Raw genomic sequence first — 20,659 nt, 5'->3', positions numbered from 1 at the left:
TTTTTTTTGCCGTTTTGAAAAAGGTCTATCGAGAAATAAATTTTTAGAAACTCTAAAATTGAATTAAATTTGCAACCGCATTCCATAACTACACAACACAACAATAAAAAATGAAATACACAACACGACAAAAAGCAATTCTCCTTCTTAGTGACGGAACCATCTTTTACGGGAAATCTATAGGTATAGAAGGAACTACTTTTGGCGAAGTCTGCTTTAATACAGGAATGACAGGCTATCAGGAAATTTTTACAGACCCGTCCTATTTTGGCCAAATTATGGTGGCAACAAATGCCCATATTGGTAATTATGGAGTGAATGAAGAAGATGTAGAATCCGATCAGATCATGATTTCAGGATTAGTCTGCAAAAACTTTTCTTTTAATTATTCGCGTGCCAATTCTTCCGGTAGTCTTGAAGATTATTTTAAGAAGCAGAATTTAATTTGCATTTCTGATGTAGATACAAGAGCTCTGGTAAGTTATATTCGTGACAATGGTGCCATGAATGCCGTAATTTCTACAGATGGAAAATCTATCGATGAATTAAAAGAATTGCTGGCAAAAGTGCCAAATATGGAAGGATTGGAATTGGCTTCCAAAGTTTCTACCAAAGCACCTTACTTTGTTGGAGAAGAAAAGGCTACTTATAAAATTGCAGCATTGGATTTGGGAATCAAGAAAAATATATTGCGAAATCTTGCCAAAAGAGATTGTTATATAAAAGTTTTCCCTTTTGATGCGACCTATGAAGAGATGAAAGCTTTTAATCCTGATGGATTTTTCCTTTCCAATGGTCCTGGTGATCCCGATCCTCTTTTTGGAGCTATAGAAATAGCAAAGAAAATTTTATCCAATGATGATCCTGTTTTTGGAATCTGTCTTGGACATCAGGTTTTGGCTCTAGCTAACGGAATCCCAACCTATAAGATGTTTAACGGCCACAGAGGGATAAACCATCCGGTAATGAATGTTATTACGGGAAAAGGAGAAATAACTTCGCAGAACCACGGATTTGCGGTAAATCGTGAAGCGTTGGAAAAACATCCGGATTTGGAAATAACCCATCTTCATATTAATGACGGAACCGTTGCCGGTATGCGAATGAAAAATAAAAATTGCTTTTCAGTACAGTATCACCCGGAAGCAAGCCCGGGACCACATGATTCATCTTATTTGTTCGACCAGTTTATTGAGAATATCAAAAGCTGTGTAACAAAATAAAAATAAATCAGAATAAAAAAAGAGCCACTATTTAGTGGCTCTTTTTCTTACATAGAATTCTGTTTTCAGAATGAAAGCTTCTTGTGATAAAAAGTGTTTTAGATTGGATCAAAAAGAGTTTTTGGGTCTATCTCTAGGATATGAGCAATTTGAATTATCCGATCGAGTGTTAGTTTTTTCAAACCTTTTTCAATTTTGCTATAATGTGCCTGTGAAATAGAAAGCTGATCCGCCATATATTCCTGAGTAAATCTCTTCTTTAGACGTGCTTTGTGAATATTATTATATACTAGTATCCCTAAATTCATTTTTTTATTCTTATTTTTTCAAGACAAAAAATTTATTGGGAGTACACAATTATACAATTTTTTTTTAACTATTCCTCATAGGAATAAGGATTTTTGATAATATCTTTTAATATTGTGTTAAACTTTAAATGAATTATGAAATTAAATTTTCAAAATATTTTAGTATTTACATGTATAATCGTTTTTTCTTGTGTACAAAAAAGGGATTTAATTACAAATCCAAAACAGGAATTAAATTATATCCCTTATTATTTAAAGGTCTATGAAGCAGACAGTTTGTATTTGACAGATAATTATCAAAGAAGCTATGAGATTTTGGATAGCCTATTTAAAAAATTTAAGCCTTTAAATATGGAAAATTATTCTGAATATGGAAATTACTTGGGGGCAGCAGTGATGAGCGGGAATATTAAAAATTTGAAAGAGAAAGTGAAGTATTCTTATGAAAATTTTGGAGATATTCGGAGTTCTCATCCCAATTCGTATGAAATAACGGAAAGGGTTCAGCAAATTTCAGGATTTAAAATTGATGAGATTAAGCTTTTTAAAAATAAATACGGAGAGTCAATAAATACACAATTGAGAGAAAGATTAAAGATTATGTATTATGAAGATTAAGAGGCCAGGGATAACTATGACAGAGATAAAATAGATTTTTTGCAAAAAAAACATAAGGCAGAGCTTGAAGATATTATTGCTACTTATGGCTACCCTAATTATATTGTGATAGGTTCAATTAATTGGTATGATGATAGACCTATTGATGTTAATGTACTTCTTTTACATCAAGATAGCGAAGTCAAAGAAAAATATCTCCCATTATTAAAAAAAATGGTTATAGAAGGAAAGTGTGCCCCAACTGATTACTCAAGCATATATGATAAAAATATGATTTCGAAATCAAAGGCAGAAAATGGAAAGGAAGAACAGTATTATTATTCATTTCCAACTAAAGCAAAATTTGATCATAAAAAAGCAGATTCGTTAAGGAGAACAATAGGGCTCCCAAAATTAGGGTATCAGCAATGGCGTTTTGATAAAATTATTAATAAATAATAGTATATATGAAGAAGTTAAAAACATTAGAAGAGTTTGAAAGACAGGGATTTGGTCTTGATAAAAATGGATTGTCCGTAATTAAAGGCGGCGTAGAGCAATCTTATTATGAAAATACATGCGAAAATGATAAGCCGGATAGAAATAGGGTTGCCAGAACAGGTCGTGTAATGACTGACGGTAGCATTGTTTGGGATCGTTGGAAGGTGTCTCCTATAGAGAATATCTATACGGAATGCTGTACTTAAAAATAAAGGTTGCTCTAAGCAACCTTTTGTTTTATTATTCATGCTATGGTTTTAATTTTATCGGAGGATAATGATTTATCCACAATTGAAGTTATTGAATGGTTAGAGTTTTATGGTGTTAGATGGGTAAAAATAACAAAAGAAGATGAATTCAAATTGAATTTTATTGGTGATGACATTAATTTTAAATCTAAAAGTTATAATTTTAATATAAGTGATATTAAAAGTTTTTGGTTTAGGAGAGGTTATTTGAATGTTAAATTCATTCCAACATCAATTTTAGAATTGAATGAGTTTTTACTGACAGAATTTACAGATTGTGTGGATTATATTTATTATGTATTGCAACAAAAAACACACCTAAACTCAATAAATAAAGCAAATGTTAATAAGTTAATCGTCAACAAAATTGCTAATATATTAGATATAAAGACTCCAGAGGAATATGTTTTTTCTTCCTTGCCAGCACTTAAAAATAAGCTATCAAAAGATATTCAATATATTACAAAAACTATAAGTGGAAGTGCAATGCAGGTGTTCGAAGATTTTACTATATATAATTATACTACATTGCTGAAAATGGATGAAATTAATAATGACTTCTTTTTCCCATCGTTAGTCCAAGTTAAAATAGAAAAAAAATTTGAATTAAGAATTTTTTATTTAGATGGTGAGTTTTACCCAATGGCAATTCTTTCTCAGAAGGATGAACAAACTTCTTTAGATTTTAGAAATTATAATAAAAAAAAACCGAATAGAAAAGTACCTTTTCGATTACCCAAAGTTATAGAAGTAAAACTAAATGCTTTAATGAAAAGAGTAGATTTAAACTGCGGCTCTATAGACATGATAGTAACAAAAAAAAATGAATATGTGTTTTTAGAAGTAAATCCAGTAGGTCAGTTTGGAATGACATCCTTTCCGTGTAATTATAATTTAGAAAAAAAAATAGCCAATTATTTAGTGTATGAATATCGAAAAAATTGAAGATTATATCATTGAAAATAAAGATAAACTTCCATTGTCATATAATGATTTGATAATTGTTAGGAAAAATAAGCCTGGAAAAAAACATGCTGAAGAAAGGCGTACTGAAATGCTTTTTGAAAATTTAGAGTTTTATAAAAAAATAAGCAGGTTTTAAGAAATGGGGGAGGATAAATATTTTAAAACTTTTACTAATTGTATTATTGTCAAAGGTATGAATAGAAGCATAATTGTTGACATACAAAGAGAAAATTATATAGTTATTCCAAATGAGTTAGAAGAAATATTTAGTTGTTTAAATAGCAAATTATCTATTGAAGAAGTTGTTGTATTGTATGGAGAACAGAATAGGAGGGTTATAAATCAGTATATAGATTATATGCTTCAGAATGATTTGGGGATAATCACTAGTTATGAAGAATTTGATCTTTTTATAGACATGGATTTGAATTTTGAGATGCCAAATTTTATTAGTAATGCTATTATTGAGATTTCAGAATACAATATTAATAATATAGAAATAGTTTTTAAAAGCATTGAAAAGTTGTTTTGCAAAAATTTCCAGTTTATTTCATATGATTATATTGATGTAAAGAGCTTAAAAAAAATATTAGCTTTTGCCAGCGAATTAAGGTTAAAGGGCTTAGAGTTAGTTTTGAAATTTTCAAGAGAAATATTTGATTTTATTGAAAGGGAAGAAAAAAATAGCCAAATAATTTCAAAAATCATATTTCACGATAGTAAAAAAAATATTCGGCCAGTAACTGATGAGTTTTCATATAATGTTGAATGGGTTAATTATCCGATTTATAATTTTATGCATTGTGGAACAGTTAATAAAAAAGATTTTGAAAATGTGAATAAGCCAAAGGTTTTAGAATCTTTAAATTATAATTCGTGTCTCCATAAAAAAATAGCAATTGATAAAGATGGAAATATTAAAAATTGCCCAGCAATAAAGCAAAATTTCGGAAATGTAAAAGAGAATAGTCTTATGGTAACTTTAGACCATACTGAATTTAAAAAATATTGGAACATTACAAAAGATCAAATAGAAGTATGTAAAGATTGTGAATTTCGTCATATATGCACAGATTGTCGCGCCTATATAGAAGATCCGGATAATATGTATTCAAAACCTTTAAAATGTGGTTACAATCCTTATACAAATATTTGGGAAGAATGGAGTACTAATTCCTTAAAGCAAAAGGCTATTAACTTTTATGGAATGCAAGAGTTAATAAAAAAAGACGCTTGAAGATTTTCGTTGTGGATATAATGACTAAATTTTATACTAGCAATACCACGCACAAAAACGATATAAATAAAAAAGAGCCACTTTACAGTGGCTCTTTTATTTTGAAATCTGTTTCCAGATTATTGCTTAATCACCTTAATGGTTTTAGTTTGTCCTTCAGCAGTTACTTTTACTAAATAAGAACCAGCCGGCAAGTTAGACATGTCGATTGTACCATTAGTGTCATTGATTGTTTTTGAAACCACATTTTGACCTAATAAGTTAAAGATGCTTACGTCTGAAATGTTTTGGTCGTAAGATAGGTTCAAAATATTGCTAACAGGGTTCGGATAAGCTTTGAAATTAGCGTTGTTGAATCCCGGTACACTTAATGTTGGGCTCCAGGCAGAGATTGAGAATGCTTCTTCTTCATCGTTACCGTATTCCCACACTCTGATATAAACTGTTTCTCCTGCTGTTCTTCCGGTCAGGTTGATTTTTGAATAATTTGCACTGCCACCATCGTCATTACATTCGATTAATTCTAAAGCATCGCAAGTGCCTGAATAAATTGCCAACCCGGAATCAAAGCCGGTAACGCTTGACCCTACTGGATTGCCGGTTTCAATGGTTAATTTTCCGTCTGCAGGAATAACTACTTTATACCAAACATCACCGCCTTCATAACTGGCACATTCCGGATCCGGAATAGTGGCTGAAAGAGAAGAATCTGTAGCGCCTGCTACAGTTGAATTCACAGCTCCGCCGGCATATGTTGTGGCAGCAGTCAAAGTGATGGCATTTGCACAATCATCATTTGCAGGTGGTGGAGGTGTAGTACCAACACAAATATCAAAATTGGTAGATCCAATTTCATCACTACTATAACTGAATACTCTTAAATAGTAAGTAGTACCAACGGTTAATCCGCTAACCACACTTGTATCAGGATCGCTGATAGATATGCTTATCAATTGTCCTCCACATGTTCCTTCAAAAACTTCATGAACAAGGTCTGATGGATCTCCTTCTACGTTCAGAAGTGTCACTCTATGTGAAGTTGCCGTCGCTACAAAAGTATACCAAACATCATCGTCTGCTGTTCCAACACTGCTTTCCGATTCTCCCGAATCCGTAGCACCGGCAATTGTACCTGCCGTTGTAGAAGCACAGGATGCGTCTGCATTTACAGTAAGAGCGATTGCATTAGTACAGTCATCATTTGCCGGTGGAGCAGGCTGAGAACCAATGCAAATGTCAAAAGTTGTTGATTCCGGTGTATCAGAGTAATAACTGTATACTCTAACATAATAAGTAGTGCCAACAGTCAGGTCTGTAGCGAAACTTGAATCGCTATCACTCGAGTATAATAAAGACAATGTACCGCAAGTGCCTTCAAACACTTCGTGTACTAAATCTGTTTCGTCTCCTTCTACATTTATAAGATTTATTTTGTGAGATGTTGCAGTAGCTATAAAACTGTACCATACGTCATCATCTGCCTCTCCTGTATCCGTTTCAATTCCGGAATCCGTAGCGCTTACCAATGTTCCTGAAGTTACAGTTGTACAGTTAAGATCAGAGTTGACAGTTAAAGCAATAGCGCCGGCACATTCATCATTCGCGGGAGCCGGTGGAAATGTTCCTATACAAATATCAAAAGTTGTTGATTCTGAAGCAGTACTTCCGTAAGTAAACACCCTTACATAATAAGTCGTGCCAACAGTTAATCCGGAAACTGTACTTTCATCATTATCGCTTGAGTTTAAAATGTTTAATCCTGCACATGTGCCGTCTAATACTTCATGTACCAAATCGGTCTGGTCGCCCTCAACGTTTGTAAGTGTTATTTTGTGGGTAGCAGCTGTAGCTACGAAGCTATACCACACATCATCATCTGCTGTTCCTGTATCGGCTTCGATACCAGAATTTGTAGCGCTTGCCAATGTACCCGCAGTTGTAGATGTACAGTTGAAATCAGGGTTTACTGTCAGAGCAACGGCTCCGGCACATTCGTCGTTAGCTGGTGCTGCTGGCGGAACGCTGATACAAAGGTTAAAAGTAGTTGATTCGGCGGCGGCAGAACTGTAAGTGAATACTCTAAGGTAATAAGTAGTTCCAACTGTTAGTCCGGTAACAAGACTTGATTCAGGATCGCTTGCGTGTAAGCTTATAAGCTGGCCACCACAAGTTCCCTGAAATACTTCGTGTACAAGGTCAGTAATATCGCCGTTTATATTTAACAGCTTAATTCTGTGTGCAGTCGAGGTGGCTACAAAGGTGTACCAAACGTCATCATTTGAATTACCAACACTTGATTCGCTTTCATTTGAATTAGTAGCGCTAACCAGTGTTCCTGCGGTTTTTAAAGTACATGAATCGTTTGTGTTTACTTGAACGGCTATTGCATTAGCACAATCGTCGTTAGCAGGTGCGGCCGGTGGAACGCTTACGCAGATGTTAAAGGTTGTCGATTCCGAAGGACTACTTCCGTAACTGAATACTCTTACGTAATAAGTAGTGCCTACGGTAAGGCCGCTAACAAGGCTTGAATCAGGATCGCTTGAGTTTAGTACAACCAATGAACCGCAAACGCCGTCCATTACTTCGTGAACCAAATCCGTATTGTCTCCACTGCTGTCAATTAATTTTATTCTGTGAGAAGTAGCAGTAGCTACAAAACTATACCATACGTCATCATCTGCAGTTCCTGTACTGGTTGAAATTCCAGAATCTGTAGCGCCAATAAGTGTTCCTGGTGTTACAGAAGCACATGGTGTATTGGCCGGATTTACAGTCAAAGAAATTGCAGTTGTACATTCGTCATTGGTTAATTCCGGTACAGTAGTTATACAGATGTCGAAAGTAGTCAATGCCGGACTCGATCCGTATGAAAACACTCTCACATAATAAGTACTGCCAACGGTTAAACCGCTAACAAGACTAGATTCAGGATCGCTGGAACTCAATATGTTCAAGGAGCTACAAGTGCCATCCATTACTTCGTGTACCAAATCGGTTGCGTTGCCATCAATGTTTAAAAGTGAAATTTTGTGAGATGTTGCTGTAGCTACAAAGCGATACCATACATCGTCGTCTGCAGTTCCCGTTTCCGTGCTAACGCCAGAATCGGTAGCGCCAGCCAAAACTCCTGTAACGACAGAAGCGCAGGTCAGGCCTGAATTAGGTGTTAAAACTACGGCATTTGTACATTCATCATTTGTTAACGCTGGTAAAGTGCCTACACAAATATCAAATGTTGTTGTGACAGCGTCATCGTAATAACTGTAAACCCTTACATAATACGTAGTTCCAATTGTCAATCCGGAAACAACACTTGTGTTAGGATCCCTGGAACTCAGGATGTTTAATGTTCCGCAAGTTCCGCTCATGACCTCATGGGCTAAATCGGTGTCATCACCTTCTACATTTAATAGGCTGATTTTGTGTGTTGTTGCTGTTGCAACGAAGCTATACCACACATCATCATCGGCAGTACCGGTATCTGCTTCGATTCCGGAGTCTGTAGCGCCTGCTAATGTTCCGGCAGTTTTCGATGTGCAGGACAAGTTGGTATTAACGGTTAGAGAAGTGGCATTGGCACAGTCATCATTGCTGGGAGCCTGTGCATAGGCATGACAATAAAAGGCAAGTAATGCCCAAAAAAATAGATTTTTTTTCATTAGTTAGTTGTTTGATTAATAGCGCCTGAATTTCGGCGTATTTGCGCAAAAAAACAAAAACTAATTAGAATTTAGCGGTTTTGAATTAGAATTTGAAAAAGTGTTCTAGAGTTGTATTAACAAATCTGACAAGAAAAAATCTTATGCAGATTCTTAATTTTTTCTATGCCAGAATTACAGGATGAAATAGTAGGGCGAAAAATACTGTTATGTGAAGGAAAGAGTTGTGAGAAAATAAATAACAAATGCTAAAACGTTTGCGTTTATAAGTTTTTAAAAAATAAAAGATTTCGGATTTTAAAATCCTTAAATTTGTGTTCTATTCAGAAAAACAACCAAATAATAACAAATAAACAATTAATAATGAGCAGAATTATTAAAATCCACGCAAGGCAAATCCTTGATTCCAGAGGAAATCCAACTATTGAAGTTGATGTAGTAACAGAACATGGAATTTTGGGTAGGGCTGCCGTACCGTCAGGAGCTTCAACCGGAGAACATGAGGCCGTAGAGCTTCGTGATGGAGGTAAAGCATTTATGGGTAAAGGAGTTATGAAAGCGGTGGAAAATGTAAATATTAAAATTGCCGAAGAATTATTAGGGAATTCTGTTTTCGAGCAAAACCTGATCGATCAGAGAATGATTGAATTGGATGGCACTCCTAATAAGTCAAACCTGGGTGCTAATGCTATTCTTGGGGTTTCTTTGGCGGTTGCCAAAGCGGCTGCAAATGAATTGGGCTTGCCGTTGTATCGTTATGTTGGAGGTGTTTCAGGTAATACGCTTCCGGTTCCTATGATGAATATCATCAACGGAGGTTCGCACTCGGATGCTCCAATCGCTTTTCAGGAATTTATGATTATGCCGGTAAAAGCAAAAACGTTTACACAAGCAATGCAAATGGGGACAGAGGTTTTTCACCATCTGAAAAAAGTATTGCACGATAGAGGATTGAGTACTGCGGTAGGCGATGAAGGTGGTTTTGCTCCAAATTTGGCTGGTGGAACAGAAGACGCATTGGATTCAATTAAAAAGGCGGTTGAAAACGCAGGTTATGTTTTTGGTGAAGATATTAAGATTGCTTTAGACTGTGCTGCCTCAGAATTTTATGTAAACGGAAATTACGATTACAAGAAGTTTGAAGGTGAAACAGGGAAAGTCCGTTCTTCAAAAGAACAGGCGGAATATTTGGCTGAACTGGCATCAAAATATCCAATTATTTCGATTGAAGACGGTATGCAGGAAAATGATTGGGACGGTTGGAAATATCTTACAGAATTAATAGGGGATAAAGTACAGCTTGTAGGAGATGATTTGTTTGTAACCAATGTTGAGCGTCTTAAAAAAGGAATCGACAAGGGAATTGCAAATTCAATTTTAGTAAAAGTAAACCAGATTGGTACGTTAACTGAAACCATTGCTGCAGTAAATATGGCACACAATGCCGGATACACATCAGTAATGTCGCACCGTTCCGGAGAAACAGAAGACAATACGATTGCAGATTTGGCGGTAGCTTTGAACTGTGGACAAATAAAAACAGGTTCAGCATCGCGTTCTGACCGTATGGCAAAATACAACCAATTACTTCGTATTGAGGAAGAATTAGGAAGTACGGCCTATTTCCCTGGTGAAAAAGCTTTCAAGATTAAATAATTTAGCTATCTTTAAATAATTAAAACCCTTTTGGATGTATATTCCGAAAGGGTTTTTTTATAAAATCAAATTCTAAATTAAAACCGTCAAATTCTAAGTTTTGACTATATTCGGGAAATAGAATGTTATTTTTGTTAATTGCGCATCATGCCAATTGATGTGCCGGAATCTTAAAGATAAAACGTTTTTGGAATGAATATGAAATCCTTTGTGATCTGCTTTTTTATGCTGTTTTGCGTTCTTTCCTATTCGCAGGAAAAGACGATAGACAGCCTGAAAAACGTTTTAAACCATACAAAAAACGATATTGATAAGGCCGAACTGCTCAATGCAATCGCATCAGAATACATGTCCAGTGACCCAAAACAGATGCGTGAGTATGCAAATAAAGCACTGGAACTCTCCAAAAAAATAAAGTATCGGATTGAAGAAGGAAATGCCTGTCTGAATTTAGGAAATGTAAATGTAATTCTCGGAAACTATTCATTGGCATTGGATAATTTTTCAAATGCACAGGAAATATTTGAAGCCGATCTGGTAACCGACCTTAAAAATAGTTCCAAGATAAAAAACGGACTTGCCCGCGCTTATGGAAGTATAGGGATAGTCTTTTCGGAACAAAGTAACTATGCCAAAGCTTTGCAATACCACCTGAAAGCGGTCAGGATTTATGAAGAAATGAAAGACGGGGCAAGAACGGCCCGTATCTACAATAATATTGGTATAGTATATCAGGCCCTGAAAGAAGATTTCAAGGCATTGGATTATTTTACCAGAGCCCAGAAACTTCAGGAAAAAGCGGGAGATATGACCGTAGGTATCACTACCACCAATATTGGTAATATCTATCTAAGACAGAAAAATTATTCCAAAGCTTTTGAGTATTATACCAAATCAAAAAATACCTTCGATAAAAGCAGCGATGCCAGAGGACTGGGAGAATTATACAACAATCTGGGTTCCTATTATTGGCAAACAGGCAACTTGCCTAAAGCGACAGAAAGCTGGGAAAAAGCCGTTGCTCAGTTCAAATCTATAGACGATAAATTTGGTATTTCAGATACCTATTCGCACTTGGGCAATTTTTATTATAGCCAGAAACAATATAATGAAGCAATGGCTAATGCAGTCAGTGCTTTAAAACTTGCTAAAGAACTGGATGTATTGGAACAGGTCATGAATTCCGAAAAACTCATCAGTTCGATTTATGAAAAGCAAAACAAACCGGACCTGGCGTTAGAGCATTATAAATATTATAATATTGCAAGAGACAGTCTGGTTAGCCATGAAAATATCAGGAAAAGCGTCCAGGCTGAAATGAATTTTGATTTTGAAAAAAAGCAAACCATGCAGCAAGAGGCTCATGAAAAAAGAGAATTGCTTTTTAAGGAACAAAATAAAAGATACCAACTGCAGGCCATTTTTGGAGCTTTATTCGTAATCCTGGTTTTTGGAATTATTTTTCTGATTTATAACAGGATGCAGCTCAAAAAAACACTAACCTTGCAGAAGGAATTGGCAGAATACGAGCAAAAAGCACTGCACCTTCAGATGAATCCGCATTTTGTATTTAATTGCCTGGGTTCTATTTCAAGCTTTATTGTACAAAACGGTACGGATTCAGCTATAAAATACCTCTCCAAATTTTCAAAATTGATGCGGCTTACATTGGAGTATTCTAAAGAATCGCTTATCCCGATTGATAAGGAAATTGAAAGCCTGCAAAATTATTTGGAGCTGGAGCAGCTACGTTCCGATAAAATGTTTAATTTCAGCATCACCAAAAGTGACCTGATAGAAGACGATATGGCACTGCCACCGCTATTATTGCAGCCTTTTGTGGAAAATGCAATTATCCACGGTTTGATTCCTAAAAAAGAAGTCGGAAAAATCGATATTGATTTCTCGCTAAAAGAAGAAAGCCTGATATGTACAATTGTCGATAACGGGATAGGTTTTGAAAAGTCGCAGGAGTTAAAAGCAGCTTCGGTTTCAATTCATAAATCGATGGCTTTGGATATAACCCGGAAACGGCTTGAAATGATGGAGGCGGTTACCTCAAAAACATCAAAAGTAGAAATAAAGGAACTGAAAGACGAAAATGGAAATCCGGTTGGTACGGAAGTAGTCCTTCACCTGCCTATACAATATATTAAATAAGTATGATTACAGCAGTATTGATAGATGATGACAGCAACCTGAGAAAAGGAATGAAAAGCCTGTTGAGTCGCTATGCGCCTGAAATTAAAATTTTAGGAGAAGCTGACAGCGTGAAAACAGGTATCAAGGTTATGGACAGCCTTAAACCTCAGGTGGTTTTTCTCGACATACAGCTTACAGATGGTACAGGTTTTGACATTCTCGAAAATCTGGCGCAAAAAAATGGCAAGTCTTCTTCGCATATTGTCTTTATCACAGCCCATGAAGAATATGCTATCAAGGCATTCCGATTCAGTGCTTTGGATTTCCTTTTAAAGCCTGTAGACCCGGAAGAATTGGAAAAAGTTATAGAAAAAATAAAAAGCACTTTAGAAAAGAATGATAATTACGCGCACATCGACCTGCTTTTGGAAAATATAAGAAAGAAAGTCGATAATTTTAAAAGAATAGCGCTTTCTACTTCCGACGGAATTCACCTGTTGGAAGTCAGCGATATTATTCGCTGTGAGTCTGAAGACAATTATACCAAGTTTTATATTAAGAACGGCAAGCCGATTTTGATTTCAAAAACACTAAAAGAATACGAGGAATTATTGGCAGAGCATGGCTTCGAAAGAATCCATCAGTCCCATCTGATCAATCTTTCCTGCCTCAAATCCTACATCAAAAAAGACGGAGGTTATGTCATTATGGCCGATAATAGCAAACTTCCGATATCACAAAGGAAAAAAGAAAGATTGCATGAATTGCTGAAAATGATTTAGCGAATTCTAGCCCGAAATGCTAAAATTCTAAATAATTTCTTTTTGTGGCTCCTACTTTATTATATTTGGAGGTTATTATTATGAAAAAAATGATGGTTATATGAAAAGATTATTACTTTATGGGCTGTTGTTCTTATACGGGTTCAGCTATGCGCAGAACGTAGATATCTTAGACCCATCTTTTAAAAGCAAATTGTTGGCTGCTGATGTTTCCAATCGGATAGCAAAAGACGGCAACGGAACTCCTATACGTATTGACCTGAATAATGATGGCGAAATTCAACTTAGTGAAGCCGTTAGAGTCGTAGAACTGAATGTTTCCGCTTCAGATATTTCTTCTCTTCAGGGAATTAATCATTTTTCCAACCTGAAAATCCTTGAATGTTATCACAATTCAATAAATGAGCTCAATCTTTCAAATAACCCTTATCTTGAATATGTTGATTGTTCTGAAAACCAGATTTCTTCATTAAACCTGAACGGACTGGTCAACCTGAAACATCTGGATTGCAGGGTAATGGGGAGTGGTAATTTGACTTCGCTCAATTTAACCGGATTGACTGCATTAAAAGTGCTAAGATGTGGAAGAAATAGCCTGACAACACTGGATTTATCGCCGGCTACAAACCTGATTGAGCTGGATTGTAGTGTTACGGGGCTTACGAGTTTGAATCTTAACGGATTGGTGAATTTAAAATCATTGGATTGTAGCTTGAGCCAGCTTTCTACATTGAATCTGGCATCTTTGGGTAATCTGGAAAGACTGGATTATTCGTATAATCCCGGTCTTGCATCGTTGAATATTTCTTCTCTGACTTCACTTAAAGAGTTGTCATGCAATGCAATGGGATTAACCTCTTTAAATCTTTCACCATTCCCGGAATTGGTCAGCCTGAGCTGCCATAGTAACACGCTGACAAACCTCGATTTTTCTGCAAACAGCCATCTCGAAAGAATAGAATGTAGTGCCAATCAGCTTACGGCTTTAAACGTAGCCGGCTTGCCCTCACTAACTACGCTGATGTGCAGTTATAATCAGTTTTCTGTCTTAAATTTATCAGGATTGGAAAATTTATCACATTTGGATTGCAGGAATAATAACATCGTTATAATTGAAACGGCAGGACTTAATGGTTTAATGTCGGTTTTTTGCAATAATAATTCCTTAACAAAATTAGACCTTAGCCATTCTCCTTATGTTTCTGTAGTTTCCTGCGCAGACAATCCGCAACTTATCTCGGTAAATTTGAAAAATGGTTTTTCACTTCCGCAAATTTTTGACGGTTTTGATTTTGCCAACACGCCAAACCTGGAATATGTTTGCGCAGATGAAGATGAAGTGGCTTTGTTTCAAAGCTTTTTCACGGGGCAGGGTATGAACATTTCCGTTACTCCATACTGTACTTTTACACCCGGAGGTGATTACAATACCATAGCCGGTATGTTAAGGTTGGATGAAAATGGCAATGGTTGCGACACTAATGATAGAACACAGCCTTTTATCAAGGTAAAAATAAATGACGGAATAGAAGAATCATCTGTATTTACAGATCTTGAAACAGGATATGCTTTTTATACACAGTCCGGTGCATTTACACTGACTCCTGCAACAGAAAATACCTCTTTCTTTTCTTTTAGCCCGGCCAGTACAGTAGTTAACTTTCCAAATAATAACAATAATACGCAGACACAAAATTTCTGTATTACTCCAAACGGAGTGCATTCAGATATAGAAATAGCTATTGCGCCGGTGGTTCCTGCAAGACCGGGTTTTGATGCAGTATACAAAGTAGTCTATAAAAATAACGGAAACCAGACAGTGTCCCAAAACGCTGGAATCACGCTTCGCTATAATCAGGACCTGATGAGTTTTGTGTCATCGACTCCGGCTGCCGGTTCGCAAACTCCGGGTAGGATAACCTGGGGTTATACAGACTTGCATCCTTTCGAATCCCGCAGTTTTACTGTAACAATGAATATCAACAGACCAACGGATGGGCATCCGGTTAATATCAATGACATATTGAGCTTTAACGCTTCCATTACAGCACCGGGTGATGAGAATACGAATGACAATACGTTTACACTGCGTCAGAAAGTTGTGGGTTCTTTTGATCCTAATGACATTAGCTGTCTGGAAGGAGATATTGTTCCTCCTACAGAAATAGGAGAATATCTCCATTATCTGGTTCGCTTTGAAAATACTGGAAATGCACCTGCTCAAAATATAGTGATCCGAAATGAAATTGATGAGGAAGAGTATGATGTATCATCGCTTCAGATATTGGACAGCTCCCATAAACTAAGAGCAAGAGTAAAAGGAAATAGAGCCGAATTCATTTTTCAGAATGTTTATCTGGATTCTGGTGGTCATGGAAATATTTTATTAAAACTAAAATCGACAGAAAATCTTGTTGCTGAAAGTACAGTGTCAAGCAGAGTGGGAATATACTTTGACTACAATACTCCGGTATTGACAAATAGAGTCACAACCGTTTTCAAGATGTTGTCTGTTGGTGAAAAAGATTTGGATCAAACAATTAAAATCTATCCGAATCCGGTAAACAAAATGCTTAACATTAAAGCTGCCGGCCTGATTCGCACAGTATACCTGTATGATGCACAGGGAAGAATACTAATGACGCAACTTCTAGGGAAAAATGAGGTGAGTTTTGATCTTTCCAATTATGCAGCCGGAGTTTATTTTGTGAAAATTATAACCGATGAAGGAGCCAAAACCGAAAAAATAATCAATAGAAAAAACTAGAAGACAGATTCATAAAAAGAGAAAATAACCAGAAAGCCTAATCAAAAAACAATAAAGATTTAGTTTTTGTTATGGAATAACTGACTTTTAAAGCCTGCTGATTTATCAGCAGGCTTTTTTTTCTAAATGGATTTGTTTGTGCCTGATTTGCAAAATTTAAAGAAATATTAACGAAAACGTTACCGTATTGCTTTTTAGTTATTACCGAATTCCCTATTTTTGTTAAATTATATTTTTCAATTTTAAATAATCTCCAATAATATTATGTCAAAAACAGCAATATTAGAAATTGATGGCAACAGACACGAATTTCCAGTACTCGTTGGAACGGAAAACGAAGTTGCGATTGATATCGACAAACTACGCAGTGCAACCGGTGCAATAACTCTTGATCCGGGTTATAAAAATTCAGGATCTTGTAAAAGTGAAATTACTTTCCTTGATGGAGAAGAGGGAATTTTGCGTTACAGAGGATATTCAATTGAAGAATTGGCAGAAAAGGCTGATTTTCTTGAAGTTTCTTACCTTTTGATTTTTGGTGAATTGCCAACTGCAAAGCAATTAGAGCAATTCGAAACCGATATTAGAAAATATACTTTGGTAAATGAGGAAATGAAAAATATCATTGACGGTTTTCCAAAGAATGCTCACCCAATGGGCGTTTTGTCTTGCCTGACAAGTGCACTTACTGCATTTAACCCAAAATCAGTAAATGTTGAGAGCGAAAAAGATATGTATGAGGCAGTTTGCAAAACAATGGGTAAATTCCTTGTTATTGCTACATGGACCTACAGAAAAAGCATGGGCTATCCATTAAACTATTATGACAATACCAAAGGATATGTTGAAAACTTCATGCGTTTGATGTTTGAATTGCCAACAGGACCTTATACTGCAGACCCAACAATTGTGGCTGCTTTAGACAAATTGTTTATCCTACATGCTGACCACGAGCAAAACTGTTCAACTTCAACAGTAAGAATGGTAGGTTCTTCACATGCAGGTTTGTTTGCTTCTATTTCTGCAGGAGTTTCTGCTCTTTGGGGTCCGCTTCACGGAGGTGCAAACCAGGCGGTATTGGAAATGCTTGAAGAAATACAAAAGAATGGTGGCGATGCGGACAAATATCTGGCAAAAGCAAAAGACAAAAATGATCCTTTCCGTTTGATGGGCTTCGGGCATAGAGTTTATAAAAACTTTGACCCAAGAGCAAAAATCATCAAAAAAGCGGCAGATGAAGTATTGGCAACTTTAGGAGTTAACGATCCAATCCTTAATATTGCTAAAAAATTAGAAGAAGCTGCATTGGAAGATGAATACTTCAAATCAAGAAACCTTTATCCAAACGTAGATTTCTATTCAGGAATCATCTACCGTGCCTTAGGAATTCCTACAGACATGTTTACGGTTCTTTTTGCAATTGGCCGTTTACCGGGATGGATTGCTCAATGGAAAGAAATGCGTGTGAACAAAGAGCCAATTGGTCGTCCAAGACAGGTATATGTAGGTTCGCCGTTAAGAGACTTCGTTCCTTTCGAAAAGAGATAATTTTCAAAAAATAGTTTTAAAAAAGCTTCACTGTTTGGTGGAGCTTTTTTTTGCTCTATAACTTTCCCAGCTGATTACCGCATAAGCTATCAAAATTCCCTGCAAAGGCATCATATAGCGGGAAGCATTGACCGGGCCGGTTATCAAAATGGCATAGGCTATGAAAATCACCAGAAAAGTCCCGGCAAAATCAATTCGCTTTTTTCTTTGCCAGAGATACCTGAAAAGTAGCGCCCATTTGAACAGGGTAGCAAAGAATATGGGAATCAGTATCAGGATAATCCAGAAGTATTTATATTCGAAAAAATTAGAAATAGTTTTTTTCAGGCCGGCCGTACTTAACATATTCAGAAAACCCTGATTTGGATCATACTTTTCAACCAGCGTCATCAAATCAAACCGACCCGGGTCTATGGAGCCACGCACGGCACCATAAAGATGAAAGACAGAATAAGGAATAAGGTTTTCCTGTATTGCCTTTTTCCCTTCTGTTGCCAAAAACTCGCTCTGTTTTTCAAATGTAGGTAATTTTTCAACTTGAAGGTAAACGGAATCCCTCCATTGATTGGCGACTTCTGCACCTTCTTTCTGGGCTTTGAAAAGATAAAGATTGTAGTCAATCAGGTTGATATTCTGCATGGATGAAAAATGAAAATAACCTGTCCTTTCCTTGTTAAAACCCATATAGCCAATTGTGAACAGTAACGGCAGAAACACAGAAAAATGGAGAGTCTTTGTCCTTACAAAATAGAATAGAAAAAATAAAAGACTAACAATAGGGAAAAGATAGAAAGCCGGTTTTAAAAATACCAATGCAATACCAATGAGTTGTATACGGAATGTCTTTTTTGAATCGAGTTTTCCGGTTAATTGCAATGCCATTAAAAGAGACAGGGTCATAACAAGCGCCTCGGTCATGACCAAATGCGTATAAATAAAAATGGAAGGAGTCAGCAGGACTAATGCCGTTACCAATCGGAAGGATTTTCCTCCCAGTTTTTTAAATAATTCTAAGGTTAGATAGATATTCAAAAAGCCTAACAAAGTTTGGAGCAGGACAATTACCAAATCGTTCGAAAAACCAGGAAAAAGAATTAATATGGGATATAGAAAGGGTCTTTTGGTTAACAGCGTCGCCATGCCAAAATCAGTTGATGAAGAAAAATATTCCCCGCTTTTCAAAAGTTCGGCAGTTGCAAAATAATCTTCCGAATCCGCTAACCGGAAATCACCCTGAATAATTCGGAGAGCCAGAAAAAACAACATAAAAAAACTGAGAAACAAAAAATGCTTTCGGAATTCAGAATCGTTAAGGTTGTTGAAAAAAGTTGTCAATTGTGCTTTTTTAAGAGTTTTCAGGCAAACAAACTTACTCAAAATATTGGAAACTAATTTTAGGAAATGTAGATTTGTCAACCATAGGATTAAGATGAAAACTAAAAAGGCAATTATTATCGGAGGCGGTCCGGCTGGCTTGACTGCTGCTTATGAATTTATTCAGAACACCGATATCCAGCCTGTTGTTTTAGAGCAGAGCGAATTTTGGGGCGGAATCTCCAGAACCGTAAATTATAAAGGAAACCGCATTGACATTGGCGGACACCGTTTCTTCTCAAAATCAGACGTCATTATGGACTGGTGGTGTAAAATCCTGCCCATCCTCTCAGAAGAAAAAGCAATCAGGATTTCCTATCAGAATAAATCGAAGGAGTTGAATACTGTTGAATTTCCGTCGGATGTCAAAAACCTTGACAATGTCATGCTGGTCCGTAGCAGGAAATCAAGAATATATTATCAGAAACAGTTTTTTGATTATCCAATAGCACTCACGCCGGAAACAGTATGGAAACTGGGTCTGTTCAATACGTTCCTGATAGGGATGAGTTATCTTAAAAGTGTTGCCTTTCCGATCCGTAACGAAAAGAATCTGGAAGACTTCTTTATCAACAGGTTTGGAAAAAAGCTCTACAAGACATTTTTTAAGGATTATACAGAAAAAGTCTGGGGCATAAAATGCACCGAAATAAGTTCGGAATGGGGGGCACAAAGAATCAAGGGACTGTCAATCAGAAAATCGGTTGCGCATTTTCTTAAAAAAAAGTTCTCAAAAAAAACGGATAAGAATATCAGCCAAAAAGATACGGAAACTTCGTTGATTGAATATTTCCTGTATCCAAAGTTTGGTCCCGGCCAGATGTGGGAAGAAGTAGCCCGAAAAGTTACTGACAATAAAGGGGAGCTGCATCAGAATTTGAAAGTGATAAAAATTCAGGCAGAAAATGATAGAATCACGGCGGTAACAGCGCAAAACCTGTTGACCAAAGAAGAAATAGTCTTTGAAGGCGACTATTTTATTTCGACTATGCCGGTTCAGGAACTTATTGCTTCTCTGGAAGTGGAAGTGCCGGAAAAAATTAATGATATTGCAAAGGGACTGGTTTACCGCGATTTTATAACCGTAGGACTTTTGCTAAGGAAAATGACAAAAGACGAGATTACAGACAACTGGATTTACATTCAGGAACCTTATGTTAAAGTAGGAAGGTTGCAGATTTTCAATAACTGGAGTCCGTTTATGGTTCAGGACCCGAATACGACCTGGGTTGGTCTGGAATATTTTTGTTATGAAGGCGATGCGCTCTGGAACAAATCCGAAGCCGAAATGAAAGAGCTGGCAATAAAGGAAATGGTCGAGATAGGAATGATTAATAGGGAAGATGTTCTGGACAGTGTTGTCATCAAAATGCCAAAAACATATCCCGCCTATTTCGGAACCTATGAAAAGTTCAATGCAATTATTGATTATACTGCCCGGTTTGAAAACCTGTACCTGATTGGCAGAAACGGAATGCACAAATACAATAATCAGGACCATTCCATGCTTACGGCCATACAGGCAGTACAGAATATAAAAAACGGTATTTCCGGCAAAGAAAACATTTGGGCCATCAATACCGAACAGGAATATCACGAAGAAAAATAAACTTAACAAATAATAAAAAAGCCTTTTTTATCTTTGTCT

At 36.3% G+C, this 20,659-nt stretch carries 16 protein-coding genes; 13 read left to right on the top strand and 3 right to left on the bottom strand.

All coding sequences use genetic code 11. The annotated features are described in order from the left end of the window. Positions 1 to 110: 110 nt before the first annotated feature. Positions 111 to 1,223 carry a glutamine-hydrolyzing carbamoyl-phosphate synthase small subunit gene (gene carA / locus ASG38_RS07645; RefSeq protein ID WP_056068797.1) on the top strand — a complete coding sequence of 371 codons (1,113 nt, stop codon included), beginning with the start codon at positions 111 to 113 and terminating at the stop codon, positions 1,221 to 1,223. A gap of 98 nt (positions 1,224 to 1,321) precedes the next feature. Here the strand turns inward: carA and ASG38_RS07640 are convergent, their stop codons facing one another. Beyond that, positions 1,322 to 1,531, bottom strand: a complete 210-nt coding sequence (locus ASG38_RS07640) for a helix-turn-helix domain-containing protein (RefSeq protein ID WP_056068795.1) — start codon at positions 1,529 to 1,531, stop codon at positions 1,322 to 1,324. Between the two features lie 135 nt (positions 1,532 to 1,666). On the opposite strand from ASG38_RS07640, the gene ASG38_RS07635 reads away from it, so the two are divergent. The 6 genes from ASG38_RS07635 to gwsS are packed head-to-tail and all read left to right on the top strand — an operon-like array spanning position 1,667 to position 5,080. Then, positions 1,667 to 2,149, top strand: a complete 483-nt coding sequence (locus ASG38_RS07635) for a hypothetical protein (RefSeq protein WP_056068793.1) — start codon at positions 1,667 to 1,669, stop codon at positions 2,147 to 2,149. 39 nt (positions 2,150 to 2,188) lie between these two features. Further along, complete coding sequence (locus ASG38_RS07630; RefSeq protein WP_056068791.1) at positions 2,189 to 2,587, top strand: hypothetical protein; 399 nt, start codon at positions 2,189 to 2,191, stop codon at positions 2,585 to 2,587. A gap of 8 nt (positions 2,588 to 2,595) precedes the next feature. Next, positions 2,596 to 2,835 carry a hypothetical protein gene (locus tag ASG38_RS07625; protein ID WP_056068788.1) on the top strand — a complete coding sequence of 80 codons (240 nt, stop codon included), beginning with the start codon at positions 2,596 to 2,598 and terminating at the stop codon, positions 2,833 to 2,835. A gap of 45 nt (positions 2,836 to 2,880) precedes the next feature. Then, a complete protein-coding gene (gene gwsG, locus ASG38_RS07620) occupies positions 2,881 to 3,822 on the top strand; it encodes a grasp-with-spasm system ATP-grasp peptide maturase (protein ID WP_056068786.1) in 942 nt (313 codons plus the stop codon). Beyond that, the gene (locus ASG38_RS17655; RefSeq protein ID WP_157486099.1) at positions 3,803 to 3,979 is read left to right on the top strand and encodes a hypothetical protein; all 177 of its coding nucleotides are present in this window, start codon (positions 3,803 to 3,805) and stop codon (positions 3,977 to 3,979) included. The genes gwsG and ASG38_RS17655 overlap by 20 nt, the downstream gene beginning before the upstream one ends. Before the next feature lie 3 nt (positions 3,980 to 3,982). Beyond that, positions 3,983 to 5,080 carry a grasp-with-spasm system SPASM domain peptide maturase gene (gene gwsS, locus ASG38_RS07615; protein ID WP_056068785.1) on the top strand — a complete coding sequence of 366 codons (1,098 nt, stop codon included), beginning with the start codon at positions 3,983 to 3,985 and terminating at the stop codon, positions 5,078 to 5,080. 119 nt (positions 5,081 to 5,199) lie between these two features. Here gwsS and ASG38_RS07610 read toward each other — a convergent pair whose 3' ends face one another. Next, the gene (locus tag ASG38_RS07610) at positions 5,200 to 8,742 is read right to left on the bottom strand and encodes a T9SS type A sorting domain-containing protein (RefSeq protein ID WP_056068783.1); all 3,543 of its coding nucleotides are present in this window, start codon (positions 8,740 to 8,742) and stop codon (positions 5,200 to 5,202) included. A gap of 363 nt (positions 8,743 to 9,105) precedes the next feature. On the opposite strand from ASG38_RS07610, the gene eno reads away from it, so the two are divergent. The 5 genes from eno (at position 9,106) to ASG38_RS07585 (ending at position 17,637) form a co-directional block, all read left to right on the top strand. Further along, a complete protein-coding gene (eno, locus tag ASG38_RS07605; RefSeq protein WP_056069090.1) occupies positions 9,106 to 10,398 on the top strand; it encodes a phosphopyruvate hydratase in 1,293 nt (430 codons plus the stop codon). Between the two features lie 192 nt (positions 10,399 to 10,590). Further along, positions 10,591 to 12,558: a tetratricopeptide repeat protein gene (locus tag ASG38_RS07600; RefSeq protein WP_082482180.1), complete on the top strand. Its 1,968-nt coding sequence runs from the start codon at positions 10,591 to 10,593 to the stop codon at positions 12,556 to 12,558. Positions 12,559 to 12,560: 2 nt separating this feature from the next. Continuing rightward, a complete protein-coding gene (locus ASG38_RS07595; protein ID WP_056068778.1) occupies positions 12,561 to 13,322 on the top strand; it encodes a LytTR family DNA-binding domain-containing protein in 762 nt (253 codons plus the stop codon). Positions 13,323 to 13,422: 100 nt separating this feature from the next. Then, positions 13,423 to 16,089, top strand: coding sequence for a T9SS type A sorting domain-containing protein (locus tag ASG38_RS07590; RefSeq protein ID WP_056068776.1), 2,667 nt, complete (start codon positions 13,423 to 13,425; stop codon positions 16,087 to 16,089). A gap of 264 nt (positions 16,090 to 16,353) precedes the next feature. Next, positions 16,354 to 17,637, top strand: a complete 1,284-nt coding sequence (locus ASG38_RS07585; RefSeq protein WP_056068774.1) for a citrate synthase — start codon at positions 16,354 to 16,356, stop codon at positions 17,635 to 17,637. Positions 17,638 to 17,664: 27 nt separating this feature from the next. Here ASG38_RS07585 and ASG38_RS07580 read toward each other — a convergent pair whose 3' ends face one another. After that, on the bottom strand, positions 17,665 to 19,014 hold the full coding sequence (locus tag ASG38_RS07580; protein ID WP_235498575.1) for a hypothetical protein: 1,350 nt from the start codon (positions 19,012 to 19,014) through the stop codon (positions 17,665 to 17,667). Positions 19,015 to 19,066: 52 nt separating this feature from the next. Here ASG38_RS07580 and ASG38_RS07575 point away from each other — a divergent pair, with 52 nt between their 5' ends. Next, a complete protein-coding gene (locus ASG38_RS07575) occupies positions 19,067 to 20,620 on the top strand; it encodes an NAD(P)/FAD-dependent oxidoreductase (RefSeq protein ID WP_056068771.1) in 1,554 nt (517 codons plus the stop codon). The last annotated feature ends 39 nt before the right edge of the window (positions 20,621 to 20,659 follow it).

This window comes from Flavobacterium sp. Leaf359 (assembly GCF_001423985.1).
Lineage (GTDB): Bacteria > Bacteroidota > Bacteroidia > Flavobacteriales > Flavobacteriaceae > Flavobacterium > Flavobacterium lindanitolerans.
This window is presented reverse-complemented; position numbering and strand designations above follow the sequence as displayed.